A 17,241-nucleotide genomic window follows, 5' to 3' on the forward strand; every position below is an offset into this window, starting at 1 on the left:
TACGCTAAACCGCTCCCCGTGGATGTGTCGACCATCACTTTGGAGATCAGGGGTGACAGGCATCGCACAGCGCACTTGCAAACGTTCCTGGGACGTTTGCATGCGCCGCAGGCTGGCGATCTGTAAGTTCGGCCGTACCAGGAGATTCAACGAACAGTCAGGAACTGCACATGCGTTCCACCCGAAGTGGGCTCTCGACGGAGCGCACGGACGCGGTCACACTGCGTGACGTCGCCAAGGCTGCCGGGGTCAGCATCTCGACCGTCAGCCGTGTTCTCGACGACCGCGTCGCACCGTCCCGATCCGCGACGGCCGTACGGGTGCGCGAGATTGCCGAGCATCTCGGATACCGGCGCAACACGTTCGCGTCGAATCTACGACGCGGTGCCACCGCCACCATCGGAGTCCTGGTGCCACGCCTCTCGGACACCGTGATGGCGCTGATGTTCGAGGCCATCGACCGGGCAGCGGGCAGGGAGGGTTACCACGCCGTCGTCGCGACGAGCGGCGACGATCCCACCGACGAATGGAACGCTGCGCAGTCGCTTCTGGAGCGCAATGTCGATGGGGTCGTTCTCGCCACGAGTCGCACCGACGACCCCCTCCCCAGTCACCTGCGCGAGAACGGAATTCCGCACGTACTGGTGCTGAGAACCGATGGAAAGAGCCCGTCCTCGATCGGCGACGACGAGACCGGTGGATATCTGGCTGTTCGTCACCTCATCGATCTCGGCCACACCGACATCGCAGTGCTGACAGGCCCTCTGTTCACGTCCAGTGCTGTCGGTCGTCTGGCGGGCGCGCACAGGGCATTTGCCGAAGCCGGCCTCCAACCACGCCCGGAGTGGACGATCGAAACCGGCTACGGAATCGAAGCCGGGGCAAGCGCAGGACACGATCTGCTCGACGGCTCAGGCCGTCCCACCGCCGTGTTCGCAGCCAACGACAACCTTGCCCTCGGAGTGTTGTCGGCAGCACATCGACACAATCTGGCTGTCGGAGAAGACCTTTCACTGGTCGGCTACAACGACATCCCGCTCGCGCAACTGTTGCCGGTTCCCCTGACCTCGGTTCGCACCGCATTCGACCAAATCGCCCGAACCGCAATGGAAATACTACTCAACGGCGACGACGGCTCGACTCCGCTGAAAAAGGCACTCCCGACACTGATCCCGCGACAATCATCGAGCCGTGCGGTGAGATGAGTTCATCAGCGGGACTGTGTCGGTTCTGGCTCATCGGTTTTGTCGTCGCCCTCACCGCGTCGTGCAGTTCGTTCGAGCCCGGCGAACGCAGGTCCATGGACGAAGAAGAAGTGTCGCGTGGTCTGCAGGACATAGCTTTCGACGTGCCGAGTGGCTTCGAGTTCGTTCAGGCCTTCACCCACACGGAGTTCGTCGGCCAGCCCGCGTGGCGGGCCCGATTCGACGCGCCGAGCGAGGCCGGCGACGATAAAGCGCTATCGGCGGCAAACCCTTCCTATCCGCCCCTGCAACCGGTGACGTGCGCCGCTGCATCGACGAGCAACTGGTCTGCACTGGGCTTGACCTGCGAACCCGAGATGCTGTCCACCTCGCGTCCTGCGCAGGGGACGGCAGACCCCTGACCGTCCTGCTCACCAGGAACACACGACAGTCGTCGCTGTTCATCTACTCCCAGGGCCACTGACTGTTGCAGCGACGCTATGCGGGCTGAAGCAATTGGAGGCCGAATCGGGTTCAACTGACCGCGCTGAGCGCGGCTAGCTGCACCCGATTTTGCCCAGCAGCGGAGTCCGGCACCTCGCTGACCACATGCTGCCGATCGATAGACCTGGGGACATATCTGTCGAAATCGCGACAGCCCCGCTACGATGCTCGATACATCAGACCGAACGGTCTTGAAAATGGAGGATCACATGCCGTATCTCGGTCTGCTGGTGATGTTGCTGTGGGTGTTCTGTCTGATCGACGTGATCACGGCCGACGATGGTGGAGTGCGATTTCTCCCGAAGATCGTGTGGTTGCTGTTGGTGGTGTTTCTCCCGCTCGCCGGCTCACTGGCATGGTTGTTCGCGGGACGTCCTGTAGGAGGCGGAATCTGGGGAGGTCCCGGTGGCGGCAACCGGCGCGCGAGCAACTCTGCGTTTCCTGAATACGAAACACGCCCCGGCCGTCAGGCTGCCCAGAACCCCGATGCCGATGCAGAATTTCTCCGGCGTTGTCGAGAACGTGCAGAGGAACAACGCCGACTCGAGCGCGAGCGTCGCAAGAGAGATCTCGGGTTCTGATCTGGGCGGGCAAAACTCTCAAACACACAGCTCCACCTCGATTGAATTCGGTGCATCCAGCCGCGCTGAGCGCGGTTCCATGCACTCGATTCGCTAGGGAACCGCTTCGGCACCGTGAACGTCCAAGTGGACATGCTTGATGAATGGCTGGCACAGCACGACGGCGTGATCACTCGCGCGCAGGCGGCACTCTGCGGTCTGAGTGGCGACGCTGTGGATCGCTCGGTTCGCGCGGGTGCGTGGCGAACAATTCATCGCGGGGTGTACTTCGTCGTCGACCGCCCATTCACTGCGGATGCACGCATTCGATGCGCCGTGTGGGGTGCGGGATCGAACGCTGCGCTCAGCGGGGAAGCCGCGGCCTTCTGGCACGGGGTGATCTCCGTAGCGCCGAGCATCATCGAGGTCACCACCCCACGCAGGGGGCGAAGCCGCGCCGAGGGCTGCCGACTACGCCGCCGCGACATTCACAACAAGGACATCGTCGAGCGGCGCGGGCTTCGCGTCACGTCTCTCGAACTCACCGTTCTGGAAGCGTCGATAGGTAAGGCGCACATCATGGATCGGGCACTTCAGCGACACACCGACCTCGAGCGATTGCAGCGGGCAGATGCACGAAACCCAGGTCGCACCGGCGCTCCCGAAGCGAAGCGGCTGCTGAAGGTCGCAGCGAACGGTGCACGCTCCGAGGGCGAGCGTCTCTTGATTCGAGAGTTCCGGGCCCGCAAGATCGGCGGCTGGGTGGTCAACTATCGATGGGGCGGATACGAACTCGACTTCGCGTTCCTCGCCGAGATGGTGGTGATCGAAATCGACGGCTGGGCATTTCACTCCGATCACGACGCCTTCCATCAGGATCGGATCAGGCAGAACGACATCATTCAGAGCTGGACGATCCTTCGCTACACCTGGGTCGACCTGACCGAACGCATGGATCACGTGATCGCCGAAATAGTCGCCACTCTCGATCGAATCCGGTGCAGCCAGCCGCGCTGAGCGCGGTCAGTTGCACCCGATTTCATCGCCGCGAGGACCTGGGCGGACTGTACGACCCATCGAGTCGACTTCTGATGCGTCGGATCGCCTTCCATCCCGCGGGAGTCACCGCGGTGCTGACTATCGCGCCGATCATGACGCCCTGGAACAGGGCAGACCACTGGCCGGGGCTGCCTCCGAACAGCGGCCATTTGTACACGATCGCGAGAACCGCGAGGAACACCAGAGCACGCATACCTGCACCCTCCCACGACACCGTCAGCGCCGCGAACTATCCGGTACCGTGAAGGAAACGGACAAACTGGACCGCACGAGGTCGGAGGCCGAGATGCAGAAGCCATTTCGCGAGTGGGTCATGACCGGGGCACTGAGCAAGAAATGCGGCGCCACCCGGGCCGATTACATCAATGCTCTGGCTCTCGCCCCTGCAGTCGGAATCGGCTTTCTCCTGATGCAGTTGATAGTCGGCTCGGGTTCGACTGCTCTCGATACTGCGGCAGGGTGTCTGGGCGGGGCCATCACGGGCTTGCTGTATCTCTACATCGCGTATCGAGTCGAGTCACGTAAGCACCGCGGGCCCACCCCCGCGCCGCCGCTGGGTGCACGGCCGACACGGCTGTGAGATTCCCCAGCCCCAGCCCGACACGCCGGATCAATGAGACTCTCTTGCACTCCAACCGACTGAAACCCACATTGATCCAGATCTCAGGCGCGCTTGGACGAGTACATTCGCTCGTCTGCGATGCGTAGTAATTCGTCCGGGTCGGTGGTTGGTTCCCAACTCCATCCGACGCTCACCGAGACCGGGACGACGATGCCGTCGATGTCGTAGGGGCCGGCGAGGAGGCCACGAACCCGGTTGGCAAGGCGCTCGACTCCCTCGGCAGATCTGGCGGAGTGCAGCAGGGCTACGAATTCGTCACCGCCGATGCGGCAGGCGATGTCTCGAGTGCGGGTGTTGTCCAGGATGCGACGGCCGATTGCCTGGAGTACCCGGTCCCCCACTGCGTGGCCGAACCTATCGTTGATGGATTTGAAGGAATCGATGTCCACGAAGAGCATTCCGACCGGGCGTTCGCTGACCGATTCCTTCAGCGCATCCAGCTCGGCCATCAATCGTCGTCGATTACCCAACGCCGTCAGGTCGTCGATCAGCACCTGGCGTTCGAGCGACGCCTCGGCAGCTTTGCGAGCGGTGATGTCCTGGATCTGCGCGATGATGACGTCGCCGGATTCGTCGTCGCGCACCACGGTCGCGTTTCGCTGCACCCAGATGGTGGCTCCGTCCTTGCGGATGTATCGCTTCTCCGACGCCACGTTCGTCAGAGTCCCGTCGGCCAGTCCCTTGAGGTGTTCGTCGGCGAGGGGAATGTCGTCGGGATGGGTGATGTCACGAAAGGTTTTCTGCCGCAATTCTTCTGCGGTGTAGCCGAGTAGTTCGCACAGGGCCTTGTTCACCTGGAGCCATCGTCCGTCACGGGTCATCACTGCTTTGCCGATCGGGGCGTTCTCCATGACGTTCTGAAACAGCCGGATCGCGCGATCGCGCTCGCGTTCGACCTCGGCGCGTGCGCTGACATCGACGACCAACGCGGTGAACCCGACGACGGCACCGTCGACGATATCGGGCACATAGGTTGCCTGAGTGACGCGCACGGCACCGTTGACGTCGATGAGGGTCCGGTCGAACTGCTGTTGCTCGCCGGCGAGGACGCCGGTGATGTACGGCTCGTTCAACTGAAAGAGCGCCTCGCCGAGCAGTTCGCTGAGGTGCTTACCGACCAGATCCCGAGGTTCGATACCGAAGTAATCCGCGTACACCTGGTTGGCGTACACATTCCGCAGCGAGCTGTCCCAGTACCCGATCATCGAGGGCAACTGATCGACGGCGCGACGCATGATCTCGCTCGATGCGTTTCGCGTACCGGTCATGGACCACCTCGTTTGTGACGCCGACCGCGCAACGCTACCCAAAGATTCCCTGTCGTGCCTGCGGGAACTCGGAATCAGCAAAACCATACGAGTGCGCAAGTGCGCACGCATGTGTACCTTGAATCCCATGCTGCGCCGAAACATCGCCTTCCGACGCCTGTTCACCGCGCAGGTCGTCGCGTTGCTGGGCACCGGTCTGTTGACGGTGGCACTGGGGCTGCTCGCCTACGACATCGCCGGCAGTGCCGCCGGTGCGGTCCTCGGCACCGCTCTCGCGATCAAGATGATCGCGTATGTGTTTGTCGCTCCGATTGTTTCGTCACTGACCAACGCGCTCCCGAGCAAGCTCGTGCTCGTCACCGCCGACGCCGTCAGGGCGCTCACCGCGCTGGCGCTGCCCTTCGTCGATCAGGTGTGGCAGGTATACGTGCTGATCTTCGTTCTGCAGGCGGCGTCGGCCACGTTCACTCCCACCTTTCAGGCGGTCATTCCGTCCGTGGTGCCCGACTCGCAGCAGTACACCCGCGCGTTGACGCTCTCACGCCTCGCCTACGACCTCGAGTCACTGGTCAGTCCACTCATCGCCGCAGCACTGTTGACGGTCATCGGCTTTCACACGCTGTTCGTCGGCACGGCGCTGGGGTTCGTCGTCTCCGCGATGATGGTGGTGGGCACGGTGCTGCCGAAACGCACTGCGCCCAAACACAACAGGCCGACAACAGGCATCACGACGTTCGTCAGAAATCCCGAACTGCAGGGGCTGCTCGCCCTGAACACGGTGGTTGCTGCGGCGACAGCTCTCGTGATGGTCAATTCCGTGGTCTACGTTCGCGATCTGTTCGGCGGCTCGAGCAGCCAGCTGGCCATCGCTCTCGGCTTCTACGGCGGCGGTTCGATGCTCGCTGCACTGCTCATCCCGCGGGCGCTGAGATCCACGAACGACCACACCCTCATGCTCACCGGGGCCGCAACGGCCGTCGTGGGAACCGCAGCAGCAACAGCAGTTGCAACCCTGAACGGTGGGTCGGCAGCCTGGATCGCGCTGGCCACGACGTGGGCGCTGCTGGGCGTCGGGACGTCGATGATCAACACGCCGTCGGCGAGGATTCTGCGTCGTGAATCCGACGAGAGCACCCGTACATCCATCTTCACGGCGCAGTTCTCGCTCTCGCATGCCGCGTTTCTGCTCACCTATCCGGTTGCGGGATGGGTCGGGGCTCAGTTCGGACTGTTCACCGCGGCGATGGTGCTCACGGGCTTGGCTACACTTGCGACACTGACCGCAGCACGCCTGTGGAGTCGCACCCGAATGTCGGTGGTCGCCTCCGCGTAGGGAGACGACGTTCGATGCCACCGAAGAAGGAACCGCGCATCAGTCTCGACCATGCCGTCGAACCGGACTCCGCGCGCCTGGCCACGGCCAGCGACACCTTCCGGATGCTCTCCGACCCCACCCGACTGCACATCCTCTGGCTACTCGACCGAGGGCCCGCCGACGTCAGCGCATTGACCACGGCCACCGGAACCTCCCGCACCGCCGTCAGCCAGCATCTGGCCAAGCTCCGATTCACCGGACTCGTCGAGACCCGACGCGACGGCCGCAACGTCATCTACCGCCTGGCCGACGGTCACCTCGCCCGTCTCGTGCGTGAAGGCCTCAACTTCGCAGACCACAAGGTCACCGGCGAACCTCCACACGAGTAGCCACAACAAGAAAGCAGTCCATGAAACGCCTGGCCGTGATCGCAGCCGCCATTCTCACCGCGACGGCACTGTCGATCGCTCCGGCAGCTGCGCATGCAACTCTGCAGTCCAGCAACCCTGCCGAGAACTCCGTGCTCGACGCCGCGCCGGACGAGGTGACGCTGACGTTCAATCAGTCCGTGCAGTCGAACTTCGCCACCGTGACTGTCGTCGGATCCGACGGAACGCAATGGGGGGCATCGGATCCCGTCGTCGACGGCAGCACGGTGACAGTGGATCTGGACGGGCTGGGTGCGGCGGGTGAGTACACCATCGGCTACCGAGTGGTCTCCGCCGACGGGCACCCGATCACCGGCAGCATTCCGTTCCAGCTCACCCAAGCGTCCCCGACGTCGGCAGCAACCTCAGCATCCGCAGCCCCTGCCACTACCGAAACAACCCCGACCGCCGCCGAAGACACCCAGGACAGCAGCGGCTTTCCGATCTGGATCATCGCGGTGGTCGTAATCGCGGTCGGCGCAGCCGGCGTTCTGTTCGCGCTTCGTAAACGCAGCAACTGACAGCCTTGCCCAGTGTGGACGTGAGAACATGCAGCATGAGTGACGGTGGCCCGCGCCCGAAGTCCGATGGCCGTAAGCGGCGTTGGGAACAGCACAACACCGATCGTCGACGCCATATCATCGACGCCGCCATGACGGTGCTGGCGCGCGATATCGCTCCTGGTGAGCGGCTCACCACCGCTCAGATTTCCGCCGAGGCCGGGGTACATCGCACCGGTCTGTACCGGCATTTTCGTGATCGCACCGACTTGGACACGGCTATTCAGCGGGCGATCTGCGCGGAGTTGACGGCCACGTTGGTCACCTCGTTCGCGTTGACCGGCACTCCTCGCGATGTGGTCCATCGAGTGGTGAGTACCTACGTGCGGTGGGTGGCGGAGCATCCCGCGTGGACGCGTTTCGTCGAGCAGGACGTCAGTGCCGAGTCGCCTACTCCCCTCGAAGAAACCAACGCCATGCTGGCCGAGCAGTTGGAAGTGAGCGTCGCGGCGTTCCTGTCCCTCGTGCATGCTGACCTGACCACCGACGACTGGTCGCTGGTGCGGCCGTGGGTGGCGGGCCTGGTGTCCGGCTGCATGGGTGCGGTGCGCAGTTGGAGCGGGCAGACCGAAACACGTACCGGGCTCGATCATTTCGCGACATTCTTGGCCGACACCATCTGGCTGCAGGTCAAGGGACTCGGAGCATCCCGCGGCATCGCGATCCCGCAGGTGCCACTCGAGAGCGTCGTCGACGAGACTCAGCCGAAAGACGGCTCACTGCGGTAGCGCGTCCATTGGCGCACATAGTCTACTTTCGTGATATCAAAGTATACTTACGTTCGAAACAGTCGCGTTTTCTGACGATCGGGGGCGACAATGATCTGGTCGCCGCACCGCGTCGAGTCGCGGGCCTGGAAGCCGAGTCGGCGTCAGGGTTCGCGGGCCGATCGCACGCTGCAACACATCGAAGTGTCCATCCCACCCATGATCGGCGAAGCGCAGTGCGATCTCTCCGGCTCGGTTGCTCGGGCTCATGAAGAGGCGGTCATTGCTGTCGTCCGGCTGGAGGCGGGTTTCGGCGAGCACCTGGCACCGTTGTCCGACTTTCTGCTCCGAAGCGAGTCTGTCGCATCGTCGAAAATAGAGCACATCGACGCCGGCTGGCGCGCCTTCGGCAAGGCCTTCGCCGGAGGTAAATCCAACGCCGAGGCGAAATCTCAACTCGCGGCCGTGCATGCTCTGGCGGCGATGGTCGACGCCGCAGGCAGAGGTCCGATCACCGGTGACGACCTCACGACCGCGCACAGACTGTTGATGGCACCGGATTTCTACACCGCGCGCGATTCGGGCACCATTCGCGACGTGCAGAATTGGATCGGCGGCAGCGATTACACCCCGATCGACGCTCTGTACGTCCCGCCTCCGCCGGAGCTCGTCCACGAACTGATGGCGGATCTGCTCACCTTCGCCAACCGAACAGATCTGCCCGTACTTGCTCAGGCTGCGATCGCGCACGCCCAGTTCGAGTCCATCCACCCGTTCACCGACGGCAACGGCCGCATCGGCCGGGCTCTGATCAGCGCGATCCTGCGTCGACGCGGATTGACCGGACGGGTGACAGTCCCCCTGGCATCGGTGATGCTCGCGGACACAGGGCGCTACTTCGACAGGCTGACCGACTACCGCGCCGGTGACGCAGATGGATTCGTGAACTACGTCGCGCAGGCGGCAACCGTGTCCAGCTACGCCGCCCAGGAATCGGCCCAGGCATTGGCCGAACTTCCTGAACACTGGCGCGTCACTGCTCGCCCCCGCGCCAATTCGGCGGACGCGAAGATCATCGACGCCTTGCTCGACACCCCGATCTTGAACGCGGACACGGCCAGTCGGATCACCGGCACCACCGATGCGAGCACCTATCGCGCCCTCGCTCGGCTGACCGAGGCAGGCGTGCTCGAGGTACTGACAGCCAGCAAGCGCAACCAGATATGGGCTGCCACGGCGGTTCTGGCCGAACTCGATGCACTCAGCGTCGCCATTGGAAGACGCTCGGTCCCCCAACGAACAGCTCAGCCGAACGACGGCTCACTGCGGTAGCGCGAGGGGCGGCCGTCGATACCGAGTGCGCGCCATACGCGTCGGGACACGCGGTTCATCAGTCCGAGCTCGCCCGCGAGCATGCGGACGTCACCGAAGGTGTCGCGCAATGCCTTTCGTGAGGAGTCACTGTCCCACCAGACGGCGTCGACAACCTCGTCGGGGATGTCGAGGTCGCGTCGCATCTGCTTGCTCGGTTTCATGATCACGTCGCACAGCAGTCGCATGATGACCGGCATGAGTATCGAGATCGATGCCTTCTCGAAGCGTCCGAGCCGCGGGGCCTTGTGCTCGAGGTACTGATGCGCGAAGCCGATGTGACGGGCTTCCTCGGCGATGTGAATCTGCATCACGCGCTGAACCAAGGGGTGTCCGACGCTACCGGCGCGCAGGACGCCCTTCTGCATGTGGTCGATCGGCTCTTCTCCCGCGAGGACGCCGACGAAGAATCCGAACGGTGTCGATCGAGCGGCGAACACCGTAAGCATCGGTACGACCTTGCGGAACCACGCGGGCCCACCCGGCACGTCGATGCCGATGCGGTTCACCAGTTCCTGGAACATTTGGGTGTGGTGGCACTCTTCGGTGGCTTCGTGCGTCGAGTACCGAAATTCGGGTGAATCGTTGGGCAGCGTGAGGGCGTACTGCATGAGTCCGCTGATGAGGATCTGCTCGAACTGCAGGCCGACCTTGACCATGCTGGCCTGGCGGTACATCCCGATGTGAATCTGCCGGTCCAGGGGAAGCGACTTGTACCAGTCGGTGTGGCCGAGCGGGTCCGCGTCCGGGAGCACCCAGCGTGGATCGTTGGGAACGATCGCATATTCGGGCTCATCCCAGGGGATGTCGAGGAAGGCGTCGAAGTGCTGATGCACCGATGCCGTCGACAGAGCGTGCAGCCTGTCTCGGTAGAGCGTTCGTGCGTCGTCGACTGCAGTCATAGTGATCCTTCCGCCCGCGTCCGTTCAAATCTTTACGCTACACAGCGTCACATATAAATCTAGTTGGTGCAACGCTCCGTCGCAGATACTTGAAGAAATCGATTCGAAACGACGAAACCGGCCGACCGCTGTACGGTCGACCGGCCTCGAATACTCGGGCGCCCCGGGTCGTGAGCAGAAGCTCGTAGCAGGCTACGAAGTTCCAGTCACGTGCGACGACGTCGCTCCATCACCAGTATGGCAACACCATCACGACGAATCCGATGCCGACGACGATTCCGACGATGCCGGTCCCGATGGCAAGCGCCCTGTCGCTGCGATCGGCGGGCGGCCCAGAAAGGTCGGGGCTGCGATCAGCCCACAATGCGGAGGCAACGGCAATCAGTCCCGCCGCGATACCGAGACCCGCAGCCCAGAACGAGACGATCGACAGTGCACCGAACATGACGGCATATTCGGTCACCTGAGCGCGGGTACGAATGCGCCGATTCCACCACTTCGGTGGCATGTCGTCGTCCGAATCACGTGTATCGAAGTGGGGAGAGGTGACGGTCACTGCGGACTCCTTTCGAGTGAGTATGTGCCTCTATTTTGGCACTCGACCGTTGAGAGTGCCAATCCCCTGGACGAGGGTGATCGGCGCGCGCACCCCCGGGTTTCGCAAAGGCGCGCGCGTTTGTCAGACGCGTTCGGATTTGCCCCCGATCCGGGCATAATTCGCGCGCACCTGGCAAAGGCGCGCGCGTTTGCGGAGAGGTCAGCCCCACAGAAACCGTTGCCCCACCGAGGCTTTCGTCGGACCCAGATCGAAGGTCGAGGCGTCGGGCATCAGGTACGGGACGAGTATCCGCATTGCGTACTCACGGTGCTCGAGCAGAACCTCGAGATATGTGCCCGACGCCTCCTCGTCGGTCACGTCGGAGACGATGGCGTACGACCGCAGATCCCCGGCGACGGCTCGCAGATCGTGGACGAGTTGCTCGTGCATCGCAGTGTTCGACGCCCCGCCTCCGTCCGGCTGCAGCGGCGCGAGCACTCGCTGCCCGCCGGACAAATCGTTGACGACAGCGACCGGGTGGAGGCCCCAGTTCTCGGTGATCCGTTCGGCGGCGATGTCGATGCAGACGTCGAGCAGATCGTCGAAATCCTGTTGGCACTCGATGCTCGTCACTTCTCGCCACTTCGTCGTCATCAAGACCCCATCGTCGGCCGGCCATCCCAACCCCTTGGACGGCGCGGGAGCACGAACGGTTCCCGAAAGTCGTACATTCGTACCAGTTTGCTGCCTTCCAGCGACAGTTGAGCAAGAGTCGGCCGAACCGAGCTCCCGGCAGACGCATGTGCCGTTGGGCTCGACCCCACCTCGACTAGACTTTCGGTGCAGGAAAGGGAAGAAAGCGGGTCGTCGCGTCGTGGAGGAACACTGGTACAGGCGCATGTTCGCCTCCAGCCCCGTGGCGCAAGCTGTCTCCGACGCCGATGGGCTCTTCGTCGACGTCAATGCCGCCTATTGCGAACTCGTCGGCTTGACCTCCTCGGAACTGATAGGTCGATCCGCGACGGTGCACACTCACCCGGACGACCTCCCGCTCCACGGCAGCGTCGAGGACCTGATGGCCGCCGGGACGGCCGCGGAAGAATCCGTGAAAGTCGAGGTGAGGTTCGTTCGCCCGAACGACGAGATTCGCTGGGTTCTACTGACTCTGGTTCCTTTCACCGGTCCGGCCGATGCCGAGTGGACGCTCGCTGCCGCTCTCGATATCACCGAACGAAAAGAGGTCGAGGACGGCATCCTGCTTGCGTCCCGAACAGATCAACTGACCGGGGCACTCAACCGTCGCGGCTGGTCGGACTACGCGGTGTCCGTCGTCGACGACCATTCGGTCGACACCGTGGTCGCGGTTCTCGATCTGGACCATTTCAAGCAGTTCAACGACCACTTCGGCCACGCAGCCGGCGACGCGTTGCTCCGCGACTTCGCGTCGACTGCCCGCAACTGCATCGGCGTCGATGGCCTCCTGGCACGATGGGGCGGAGAGGAATTCGTGATCATTCTCCGCAACTGCGATCGTCGCGATGCTCTTCGATCACTCGAGGCTCTTGCAGCCGCCACCATGCCTTCGGGGGTGACGTTCTCGGCCGGATACACGCTCCAGCGACCGAACGAAGGTCTTCGCAACACACTCGACAGAGCTGACGCACTGATGTTTCAGGCGAAGCGCGCCGGCCGCAATCGAATGATCACCGACGCACCTCACTGACACAGTGCGAGCACCGTCGCCGATTTGCTGATACGGCAACAATACTTGCCGCACCTGCGCGCGGGCTGTCATTCTGATATCGGCACACCACCGGGAGAGGACGATCGATGACGCACGCATTCGACAAGGACTACTGGGAGCACCATTGGGATGACAGAACATCCCACACCGTCGCCGCCAATCCGTATCTCGTGGAGGAAACAGCCGGATCGACGCCCGGTACCGCGCTCGACGCAGGATGTGGCACCGGAGCGGAAGCGATCTGGCTCGCCGAGCAGGGCTGGCAGGTCACCGGTGCTGACATCTCCGCAGCCGCCCTCCAGGCCGCCGCGCAGCAGGCGCAGACAGCGGGGGTCGACGTCACCTGGATCGAAGCCGACCTGACGACCTGGAACCCCACCGAGCGTTGGGATCTGGTGATGACCCACTACGCGCATCCGTCGATTCCACAGTTGGAGTTCTATCGACACATCGCGCAGTGGGTCGCGCCGGGCGGTTCACTGCTCATCGTCGGGCATCTGAACGATGGCGCACACCATCATTCACCCGATGGCACACCGCCGCACGAGACCACCGTCACCGCGAAAGACATCACCGCCCTGTTCGACGCCTCCTCGTGGCGCATCGACACCGCACTCGAGCGTTCCAGGACCGTCGGCGGGACGGGTGTGCACTCGAAAACGTTGCGCGATGCGGTGTTTCGGGTCAGTTCACGGGCACCGCGATAGCATCGGCAAGTCCGTCGACGAGTGTCGGCAGGAAGTACGGAATCGACAGTGCCGTCGGGCCCACTGCGGCTCCGGCTTCCTGGCCGACGAATCCGGCGACCGCACCGGCAGCGACGGCCGGAATCTGACGCGACACAGGCGAATCGAGGAACTGCTGCAGAGCGTCCTCGGTGTCGACCTGAGTGAACACGACGTCTGCGTCGATCTTCGAGATGTTCTCCGCCGAGACGGTCGTCGAGTAGGTGGCATCGTCGGTCGCGAGATCGGTCACCGATGCCGGTGAGGCGAAGCCGAGGTTCTCGAGCAGCTCCACTCGCGGGTCCGTCGGCAACAGCAGGTAGTACACGTCGGCAGCCTCGGACACGTATGCGATTGTGCGGCCGTCGAATTCGGGATGCTGCGCGCCTGCGTCCTGCACCTGGCGATCCAGATCGGCAACGAGATCGCGTGCGCGCTCGGGGACTCCGAGAACGTCGCCGGTGGTGGTGATGACGTCGCGCCACGGCGTCGACCACAGCTCCTCGGGCGGGGCGATGACGGGAACTCCGGCCGCGGTCACCGCGTCGTATTCGGCTCGGGTGAGGCCGGAGTGCGGGGCCAACACGACGTCGGGGTCGGTGGCGAGCAGTTTCTCGACGGACAGTGCGTCCGTGACGTTGTCGAGCAGAACCGGTGCCGGGCCGCCCGAGGCCTCGATCGCGTCGGATACCCACGGATAGATCAGATCGTCACCTCCGCCGTATTCGGCCGACGGCATCGCCACCGGGACGACACCCAGTGCGAGCACCGCGTCGGTGATGCCGAATCCCCATGTCGCGACCCGTTCGGGTACCGCGTCCAGCGTGGTGTCGCCGTACATGTGGTGCACGGTCAGCGGGAACGAGCCGGTGGACGGCGACTCGGTCGGGCTGTCGGTCGAATCGGACGAGCTGCAGCCAACCAGTGCGATGGATGCGGCTGCCACGGCGGTGAACACTGCGGCGAAGCGGAACGTGAGGCGATGAGTCATGACAATCCTGTAGCTCGAGAGGGCATTACCGATAAGGCTAGCCTTAGCTATCTCCCATCGGAAATCCGGGCCACACCGCTCACAGGAACCTTGCAGCGGAGGTTCAGGGTCTTCACCGCAACGTCCCAGAGTATTGGCACTACCGAATCATTCAGTGCCACATCGAAGGAGACCCACGACGATGACCCGCATCCCCGAGCCCACCAACACTTCTGCCGGACCCGCCTACGAGGGCCGGCTACTCGATCGCCCCGCCGAGGAGGTCGTCGACCAGGGCGCGAGGTTCGACATCACCACCCTCGTCACCCGTCGCCGCGTGCTGAGCATCGTCGGCGCAGGGGCCGGCGCGGTGGCGTTGGCTGCCTGCTCGAGCACGTCGAACTCTGGAAGTGCCACCGCCACAACGGCAACCGCGTCGAGCACAGCCACTGCCGCAACCAGCGAGATCCCCGACGAGACCAACGGCCCCTACCCCGCCGACGGCTCGAACGGCGTCAATGTGCTCGAAGAATCGGGAATCGTTCGCCGCGACATCACCTCCAGCCTCGACGGCGGCACCACGGTCGGCGGAGTGCCCCTGTCGCTCGACCTCACCCTCACCGACATGGCGAACGACAATCGCCCCTTCGAGAACGCCGCCGTGTACCTGTGGCAATGCGATGCGGCAGGGCTGTATTCGATGTATTCGGAAGGAGTCGAGGACGAGACGTACCTGCGCGGCATCCAGGCCGCCGACGCCAACGGCACCGTCACCTTCGACACGATCGTCCCCGGTTGCTACAGCGGCCGCTGGACCCACATTCACTTCGAGGTCTATCCCGACGCCGCCTCGGCGACCACAGCGGACAACGCCATCGCCACTTCGCAGATCGCATTCCCTCAGGACATGCTCGACGCGATCTACGAGCTCGACACCTACCCGTCATCGGCGCAGAACCTCGCGCAGCTCGGCAGCATCGACAACGACAACGTGTTCGGCGACGGCTACGAATTGCAGATGGGATCGTTCTCGGGCGACGCCACCGCCGGCTACGTCGGATCGCTGGCCGTCGCCATCGACACCACCACCGAACCCACCGCCGGCGCAGCCCCTTCCGGCGGCGGAGGCGGCCAGTCCCCGATGGGCGGCGGCACTCCCCCGGCCGGTGGCCCACCCGCAGGCACCGCACCCACCAACTGATCACCCCTACCTCACACCACCGAAGGAATCACCATGTTGCACAACCTCACCGGCTGGCATGCCCTCATCGTTCTCGCCATCCTGCTGCTCGTCTTCGGCTCCACCAAGCTCCCGTCACTCGCGAAGGGCGTCGGCCAGTCGATGCGCATCCTGAAAGACGAAGTGCGCGAGGAGAAGAAGCCCACAGCGCGTGACGACACGACCGCTCCGGTGTTCGCCGACGCTGCGTCCACGCCGGTTCCGTACCGACACACCTCGTGAGCACAGCCACCGCCGCGCGGGGAGTGATGCCGCTTGCCGCGCATGCACGCGAGGCACGTCGCCGCGCGATTCGCGCGGCGGTGTCGCTGCTCGTCGGCATCGCGATCGGATTCGCGCTCTCCGACCAGATTCTCGACATCCTGCGCGCACCCGTCGAAGAACTCGCCCTCACCCGTCAGGCCAGCCTCAACTTCGAAACCGTCACCGGCGCTTTCGATCTCGAACTGAAGATCGCCCTGTTCACCGGCGTCATCGTGTCGTCTCCGGTGTGGCTGCGTGAACTGTTCGCCTACCTCACCCCCGGCATGACGCGTCGGGAAAAGAAGTACGTCTACGGCTTCTCCGCGGCCGCAGCTCCACTGTTCGTCGCCGGCTGCGTGTTCGGGTTCGCCATCTTCCCCCGCATGGTCAGCGTCCTCGCCGGGTTCTCCTCCGACCAGGACAGCACCATCCTCAACGCCTCGTACTACGTCGACTTCGTCATGAAGATCGTCCTGGCCACCGGCATCGCCTTCGTCCTTCCGGCACTGCTGGTGATGCTGAACTGCCTCGGCATCCTTTCCGCACGCAGGCTACGCAGCAGCTGGCGAATCAGCGTCGTCGGCATCGCGCTGTTCAGTGCACTCGTCACGCCCGCCGCCGATGTCCTGTCGATGTTCCTGGTCGCGGTTCCCATGGCCACACTGTTCGGCGCAGCAATCGTGATCACCGAGGTACACGACAGACGCGCCCTGACACCACCGAAACCGGAGCTATCATCATGTTCGGCTTGACCTTCGAGAAACTGTTCCTGGTCGCGATCATCGCCGGGTTCGTCCTGGGCCCCCAACGCCTCCCCGGATACGCGCACCAACTCACCCGCGCCGTACGCAGCGTGCGCCATTTCGTCGACACCACCCGCACCGCGGCCGAAGACGAAATAGGTGTTCCGCTCCGACGCTCGGAATGGGAATCGATGAACCTGCGGCAATACGACCCCCGCCGGATCGTCAGCGACGCACTGCGTGACACCAACCAACTGCGTGACACCGAGTCCCCATCGGAGCAGGTCCTCGCCGAAGCAGCCCGCGTACGACCCGGCCAGAAATACCTCATCACCGGGCCCTCCTCGCATCCCCGACGCATTCTCATCGACTCACTCCCGCAGAACGATCCGCGTCGCATCGCGGCACAACTGCAACCGAAAGCGGCTACTTCGGCGATGGCGACAGAGATCGGTGCTACCCACACCGCGCTCGGCTGAATCCGAAAGGCGATAATCGCACCCGGGACTGTCTGAATAACGGTTGATCCGGTCCTTGGTTCGACACGCCGAGCTCAGC

Annotated in this window: 22 protein-coding genes; 16 read left to right on the forward strand and 6 right to left on the reverse strand. The window is 63.7% G+C overall.

Annotated features, from left to right (window positions below):
- The first annotated feature begins 170 nt into the window (after positions 1–170).
- The 4 genes from QM615_RS14615 to QM615_RS14630 all read left to right on the forward strand — a co-directional run bounded on the left by QM615_RS14615 (position 171) and on the right by QM615_RS14630 (position 3,265).
- Entirely contained in the window at positions 171–1,205 is a 1,035-nt protein-coding gene (locus tag QM615_RS14615; protein WP_143536624.1) for a LacI family DNA-binding transcriptional regulator, read from the forward strand.
- Positions 1,202–1,606 (forward strand): hypothetical protein, encoded by a 405-nt coding sequence (locus QM615_RS14620; protein ID WP_269596474.1) that lies wholly within the window; start codon positions 1,202–1,204, stop codon positions 1,604–1,606. The genes QM615_RS14615 and QM615_RS14620 overlap by 4 nt, the downstream gene beginning before the upstream one ends.
- Before the next feature lie 291 nt (positions 1,607–1,897).
- Positions 1,898–2,269 carry a PLD nuclease N-terminal domain-containing protein gene (locus QM615_RS14625; RefSeq protein WP_283347490.1) on the forward strand — a complete coding sequence of 124 codons (372 nt, stop codon included), beginning with the start codon at positions 1,898–1,900 and terminating at the stop codon, positions 2,267–2,269.
- 132 nt (positions 2,270–2,401) lie between these two features.
- Positions 2,402–3,265 carry a type IV toxin-antitoxin system AbiEi family antitoxin domain-containing protein gene (locus QM615_RS14630; RefSeq protein WP_283347498.1) on the forward strand — a complete coding sequence of 288 codons (864 nt, stop codon included), beginning with the start codon at positions 2,402–2,404 and terminating at the stop codon, positions 3,263–3,265.
- A gap of 22 nt (positions 3,266–3,287) precedes the next feature.
- On the opposite strand, the gene QM615_RS14635 is transcribed toward QM615_RS14630, so the two are convergent.
- A complete protein-coding gene (locus QM615_RS14635) occupies positions 3,288–3,500 on the reverse strand; it encodes a hypothetical protein (protein WP_269596478.1) in 213 nt (70 codons plus the stop codon).
- A gap of 48 nt (positions 3,501–3,548) precedes the next feature.
- Here QM615_RS14635 and QM615_RS14640 point away from each other — a divergent pair, with 48 nt between their 5' ends.
- Positions 3,549–3,887: a hypothetical protein gene (locus QM615_RS14640; RefSeq protein WP_283347491.1), complete on the forward strand. Its 339-nt coding sequence runs from the start codon at positions 3,549–3,551 to the stop codon at positions 3,885–3,887.
- Positions 3,888–3,970: 83 nt separating this feature from the next.
- Here the strand turns inward: QM615_RS14640 and QM615_RS14645 are convergent, their stop codons facing one another.
- Entirely contained in the window at positions 3,971–5,197 is a 1,227-nt protein-coding gene (locus tag QM615_RS14645; RefSeq protein WP_283347492.1) for a PAS domain S-box protein, read from the reverse strand.
- A 127-nt stretch (positions 5,198–5,324) separates the two neighbouring features.
- Between QM615_RS14645 and QM615_RS14650 the strand changes: the two genes are divergently transcribed.
- The 5 genes from QM615_RS14650 (at position 5,325) to QM615_RS14670 (ending at position 9,539) form a co-directional block, all read left to right on the forward strand.
- On the forward strand, positions 5,325–6,530 hold the full coding sequence (locus tag QM615_RS14650) for an MFS transporter (protein WP_269596481.1): 1,206 nt from the start codon (positions 5,325–5,327) through the stop codon (positions 6,528–6,530).
- Positions 6,531–6,544: 14 nt separating this feature from the next.
- A complete protein-coding gene (locus QM615_RS14655) occupies positions 6,545–6,901 on the forward strand; it encodes an ArsR/SmtB family transcription factor (protein WP_032396178.1) in 357 nt (118 codons plus the stop codon).
- Positions 6,902–6,921: 20 nt separating this feature from the next.
- Positions 6,922–7,461, forward strand: coding sequence for a copper resistance CopC family protein (locus QM615_RS14660; RefSeq protein WP_269596482.1), 540 nt, complete (start codon positions 6,922–6,924; stop codon positions 7,459–7,461).
- A 35-nt stretch (positions 7,462–7,496) separates the two neighbouring features.
- Positions 7,497–8,228: a TetR/AcrR family transcriptional regulator gene (locus QM615_RS14665; protein WP_283347493.1), complete on the forward strand. Its 732-nt coding sequence runs from the start codon at positions 7,497–7,499 to the stop codon at positions 8,226–8,228.
- A 90-nt stretch (positions 8,229–8,318) separates the two neighbouring features.
- On the forward strand, positions 8,319–9,539 hold the full coding sequence (locus QM615_RS14670; RefSeq protein WP_269596484.1) for a Fic family protein: 1,221 nt from the start codon (positions 8,319–8,321) through the stop codon (positions 9,537–9,539).
- On the opposite strand, the gene QM615_RS14675 is transcribed toward QM615_RS14670, so the two are convergent.
- The 3 genes from QM615_RS14675 to QM615_RS14685 all read right to left on the reverse strand — a co-directional run bounded on the left by QM615_RS14675 (position 9,512) and on the right by QM615_RS14685 (position 11,672).
- Entirely contained in the window at positions 9,512–10,480 is a 969-nt protein-coding gene (locus tag QM615_RS14675) for an AurF N-oxygenase family protein (protein ID WP_269596485.1), read from the reverse strand. The genes QM615_RS14670 and QM615_RS14675 overlap by 28 nt on opposite strands.
- Before the next feature lie 229 nt (positions 10,481–10,709).
- Positions 10,710–11,036 carry a hypothetical protein gene (locus tag QM615_RS14680; protein WP_269596486.1) on the reverse strand — a complete coding sequence of 109 codons (327 nt, stop codon included), beginning with the start codon at positions 11,034–11,036 and terminating at the stop codon, positions 10,710–10,712.
- 201 nt (positions 11,037–11,237) lie between these two features.
- Positions 11,238–11,672, reverse strand: a complete 435-nt coding sequence (locus tag QM615_RS14685) for a hypothetical protein (protein WP_269596866.1) — start codon at positions 11,670–11,672, stop codon at positions 11,238–11,240.
- On the opposite strand from QM615_RS14685, the gene QM615_RS14690 reads away from it, so the two are divergent.
- Complete coding sequence (locus QM615_RS14690; RefSeq protein WP_269596865.1) at positions 11,641–12,741, forward strand: GGDEF domain-containing protein; 1,101 nt, start codon at positions 11,641–11,643, stop codon at positions 12,739–12,741. The two genes, QM615_RS14685 and QM615_RS14690, sit on opposite strands and share 32 nt — an antisense overlap.
- 107 nt (positions 12,742–12,848) lie before the next feature.
- Positions 12,849–13,469 carry a class I SAM-dependent methyltransferase gene (locus QM615_RS14695; RefSeq protein WP_269596864.1) on the forward strand — a complete coding sequence of 207 codons (621 nt, stop codon included), beginning with the start codon at positions 12,849–12,851 and terminating at the stop codon, positions 13,467–13,469.
- On the opposite strand, the gene QM615_RS14700 is transcribed toward QM615_RS14695, so the two are convergent.
- Positions 13,447–14,478: an ABC transporter substrate-binding protein gene (locus tag QM615_RS14700; RefSeq protein ID WP_283347494.1), complete on the reverse strand. Its 1,032-nt coding sequence runs from the start codon at positions 14,476–14,478 to the stop codon at positions 13,447–13,449. The two genes, QM615_RS14695 and QM615_RS14700, sit on opposite strands and share 23 nt — an antisense overlap.
- Before the next feature lie 181 nt (positions 14,479–14,659).
- Here QM615_RS14700 and QM615_RS14705 point away from each other — a divergent pair, with 181 nt between their 5' ends.
- From QM615_RS14705 to QM615_RS14720, 4 genes are read left to right on the forward strand one after another with little or no spacing between them, the layout of a single operon-like run.
- Positions 14,660–15,658 carry an intradiol ring-cleavage dioxygenase gene (locus tag QM615_RS14705; protein WP_269596862.1) on the forward strand — a complete coding sequence of 333 codons (999 nt, stop codon included), beginning with the start codon at positions 14,660–14,662 and terminating at the stop codon, positions 15,656–15,658.
- Between the two features lie 33 nt (positions 15,659–15,691).
- Positions 15,692–15,919 carry a twin-arginine translocase TatA/TatE family subunit gene (locus QM615_RS14710; RefSeq protein ID WP_094640695.1) on the forward strand — a complete coding sequence of 76 codons (228 nt, stop codon included), beginning with the start codon at positions 15,692–15,694 and terminating at the stop codon, positions 15,917–15,919.
- The gene (gene tatC / locus QM615_RS14715) at positions 15,916–16,692 is read left to right on the forward strand and encodes a twin-arginine translocase subunit TatC (protein WP_269596861.1); all 777 of its coding nucleotides are present in this window, start codon (positions 15,916–15,918) and stop codon (positions 16,690–16,692) included. The genes QM615_RS14710 and tatC overlap by 4 nt, the downstream gene beginning before the upstream one ends.
- On the forward strand, positions 16,680–17,162 hold the full coding sequence (locus tag QM615_RS14720) for a Sec-independent protein translocase subunit TatA/TatB (protein WP_269596860.1): 483 nt from the start codon (positions 16,680–16,682) through the stop codon (positions 17,160–17,162). The genes tatC and QM615_RS14720 overlap by 13 nt, the downstream gene beginning before the upstream one ends.
- The last annotated feature ends 79 nt before the right edge of the window (positions 17,163–17,241 follow it).

It is taken from the genome of Rhodococcus sp. IEGM 1341 (genome assembly GCF_030056895.1).
In the GTDB taxonomy this organism is placed as follows: domain Bacteria; phylum Actinomycetota; class Actinomycetes; order Mycobacteriales; family Mycobacteriaceae; genus Rhodococcoides.

Coding starts and splice junctions, on each gene's coding strand:
- QM615_RS14615 (WP_143536624.1), top strand. CDS start 171: ATGCGTTCCACCCGAAGTGGGCTCTCGACGGAGCGCACGGACGCGGTC.
- QM615_RS14620 (WP_269596474.1), top strand. CDS start 1,202: ATGAGTTCATCAGCGGGACTGTGTCGGTTCTGGCTCATCGGTTTTGTC.
- QM615_RS14625 (WP_283347490.1), top strand. CDS start 1,898: ATGCCGTATCTCGGTCTGCTGGTGATGTTGCTGTGGGTGTTCTGTCTG.
- QM615_RS14630 (WP_283347498.1), top strand. CDS start 2,402: ATGCTTGATGAATGGCTGGCACAGCACGACGGCGTGATCACTCGCGCG.
- QM615_RS14635 (WP_269596478.1), bottom strand. CDS start 3,500: ATGCGTGCTCTGGTGTTCCTCGCGGTTCTCGCGATCGTGTACAAATGG.
- QM615_RS14645 (WP_283347492.1), bottom strand. CDS start 5,197: ATGACCGGTACGCGAAACGCATCGAGCGAGATCATGCGTCGCGCCGTC.
- QM615_RS14650 (WP_269596481.1), top strand. CDS start 5,325: ATGCTGCGCCGAAACATCGCCTTCCGACGCCTGTTCACCGCGCAGGTC.
- QM615_RS14655 (WP_032396178.1), top strand. CDS start 6,545: ATGCCACCGAAGAAGGAACCGCGCATCAGTCTCGACCATGCCGTCGAA.
- QM615_RS14660 (WP_269596482.1), top strand. CDS start 6,922: ATGAAACGCCTGGCCGTGATCGCAGCCGCCATTCTCACCGCGACGGCA.
- QM615_RS14665 (WP_283347493.1), top strand. CDS start 7,497: ATGAGTGACGGTGGCCCGCGCCCGAAGTCCGATGGCCGTAAGCGGCGT.
- QM615_RS14670 (WP_269596484.1), top strand. CDS start 8,319: ATGATCTGGTCGCCGCACCGCGTCGAGTCGCGGGCCTGGAAGCCGAGT.
- QM615_RS14675 (WP_269596485.1), bottom strand. CDS start 10,480: ATGACTGCAGTCGACGACGCACGAACGCTCTACCGAGACAGGCTGCAC.
- QM615_RS14690 (WP_269596865.1), top strand. CDS start 11,641: ATGCTCGTCACTTCTCGCCACTTCGTCGTCATCAAGACCCCATCGTCG.
- QM615_RS14685 (WP_269596866.1), bottom strand. CDS start 11,672: ATGACGACGAAGTGGCGAGAAGTGACGAGCATCGAGTGCCAACAGGAT.
- QM615_RS14695 (WP_269596864.1), top strand. CDS start 12,849: ATGACGCACGCATTCGACAAGGACTACTGGGAGCACCATTGGGATGAC.
- QM615_RS14700 (WP_283347494.1), bottom strand. CDS start 14,478: ATGACTCATCGCCTCACGTTCCGCTTCGCCGCAGTGTTCACCGCCGTG.
- QM615_RS14705 (WP_269596862.1), top strand. CDS start 14,660: ATGACCCGCATCCCCGAGCCCACCAACACTTCTGCCGGACCCGCCTAC.
- QM615_RS14710 (WP_094640695.1), top strand. CDS start 15,692: ATGTTGCACAACCTCACCGGCTGGCATGCCCTCATCGTTCTCGCCATC.
- QM615_RS14720 (WP_269596860.1), top strand. CDS start 16,680: ATGTTCGGCTTGACCTTCGAGAAACTGTTCCTGGTCGCGATCATCGCC.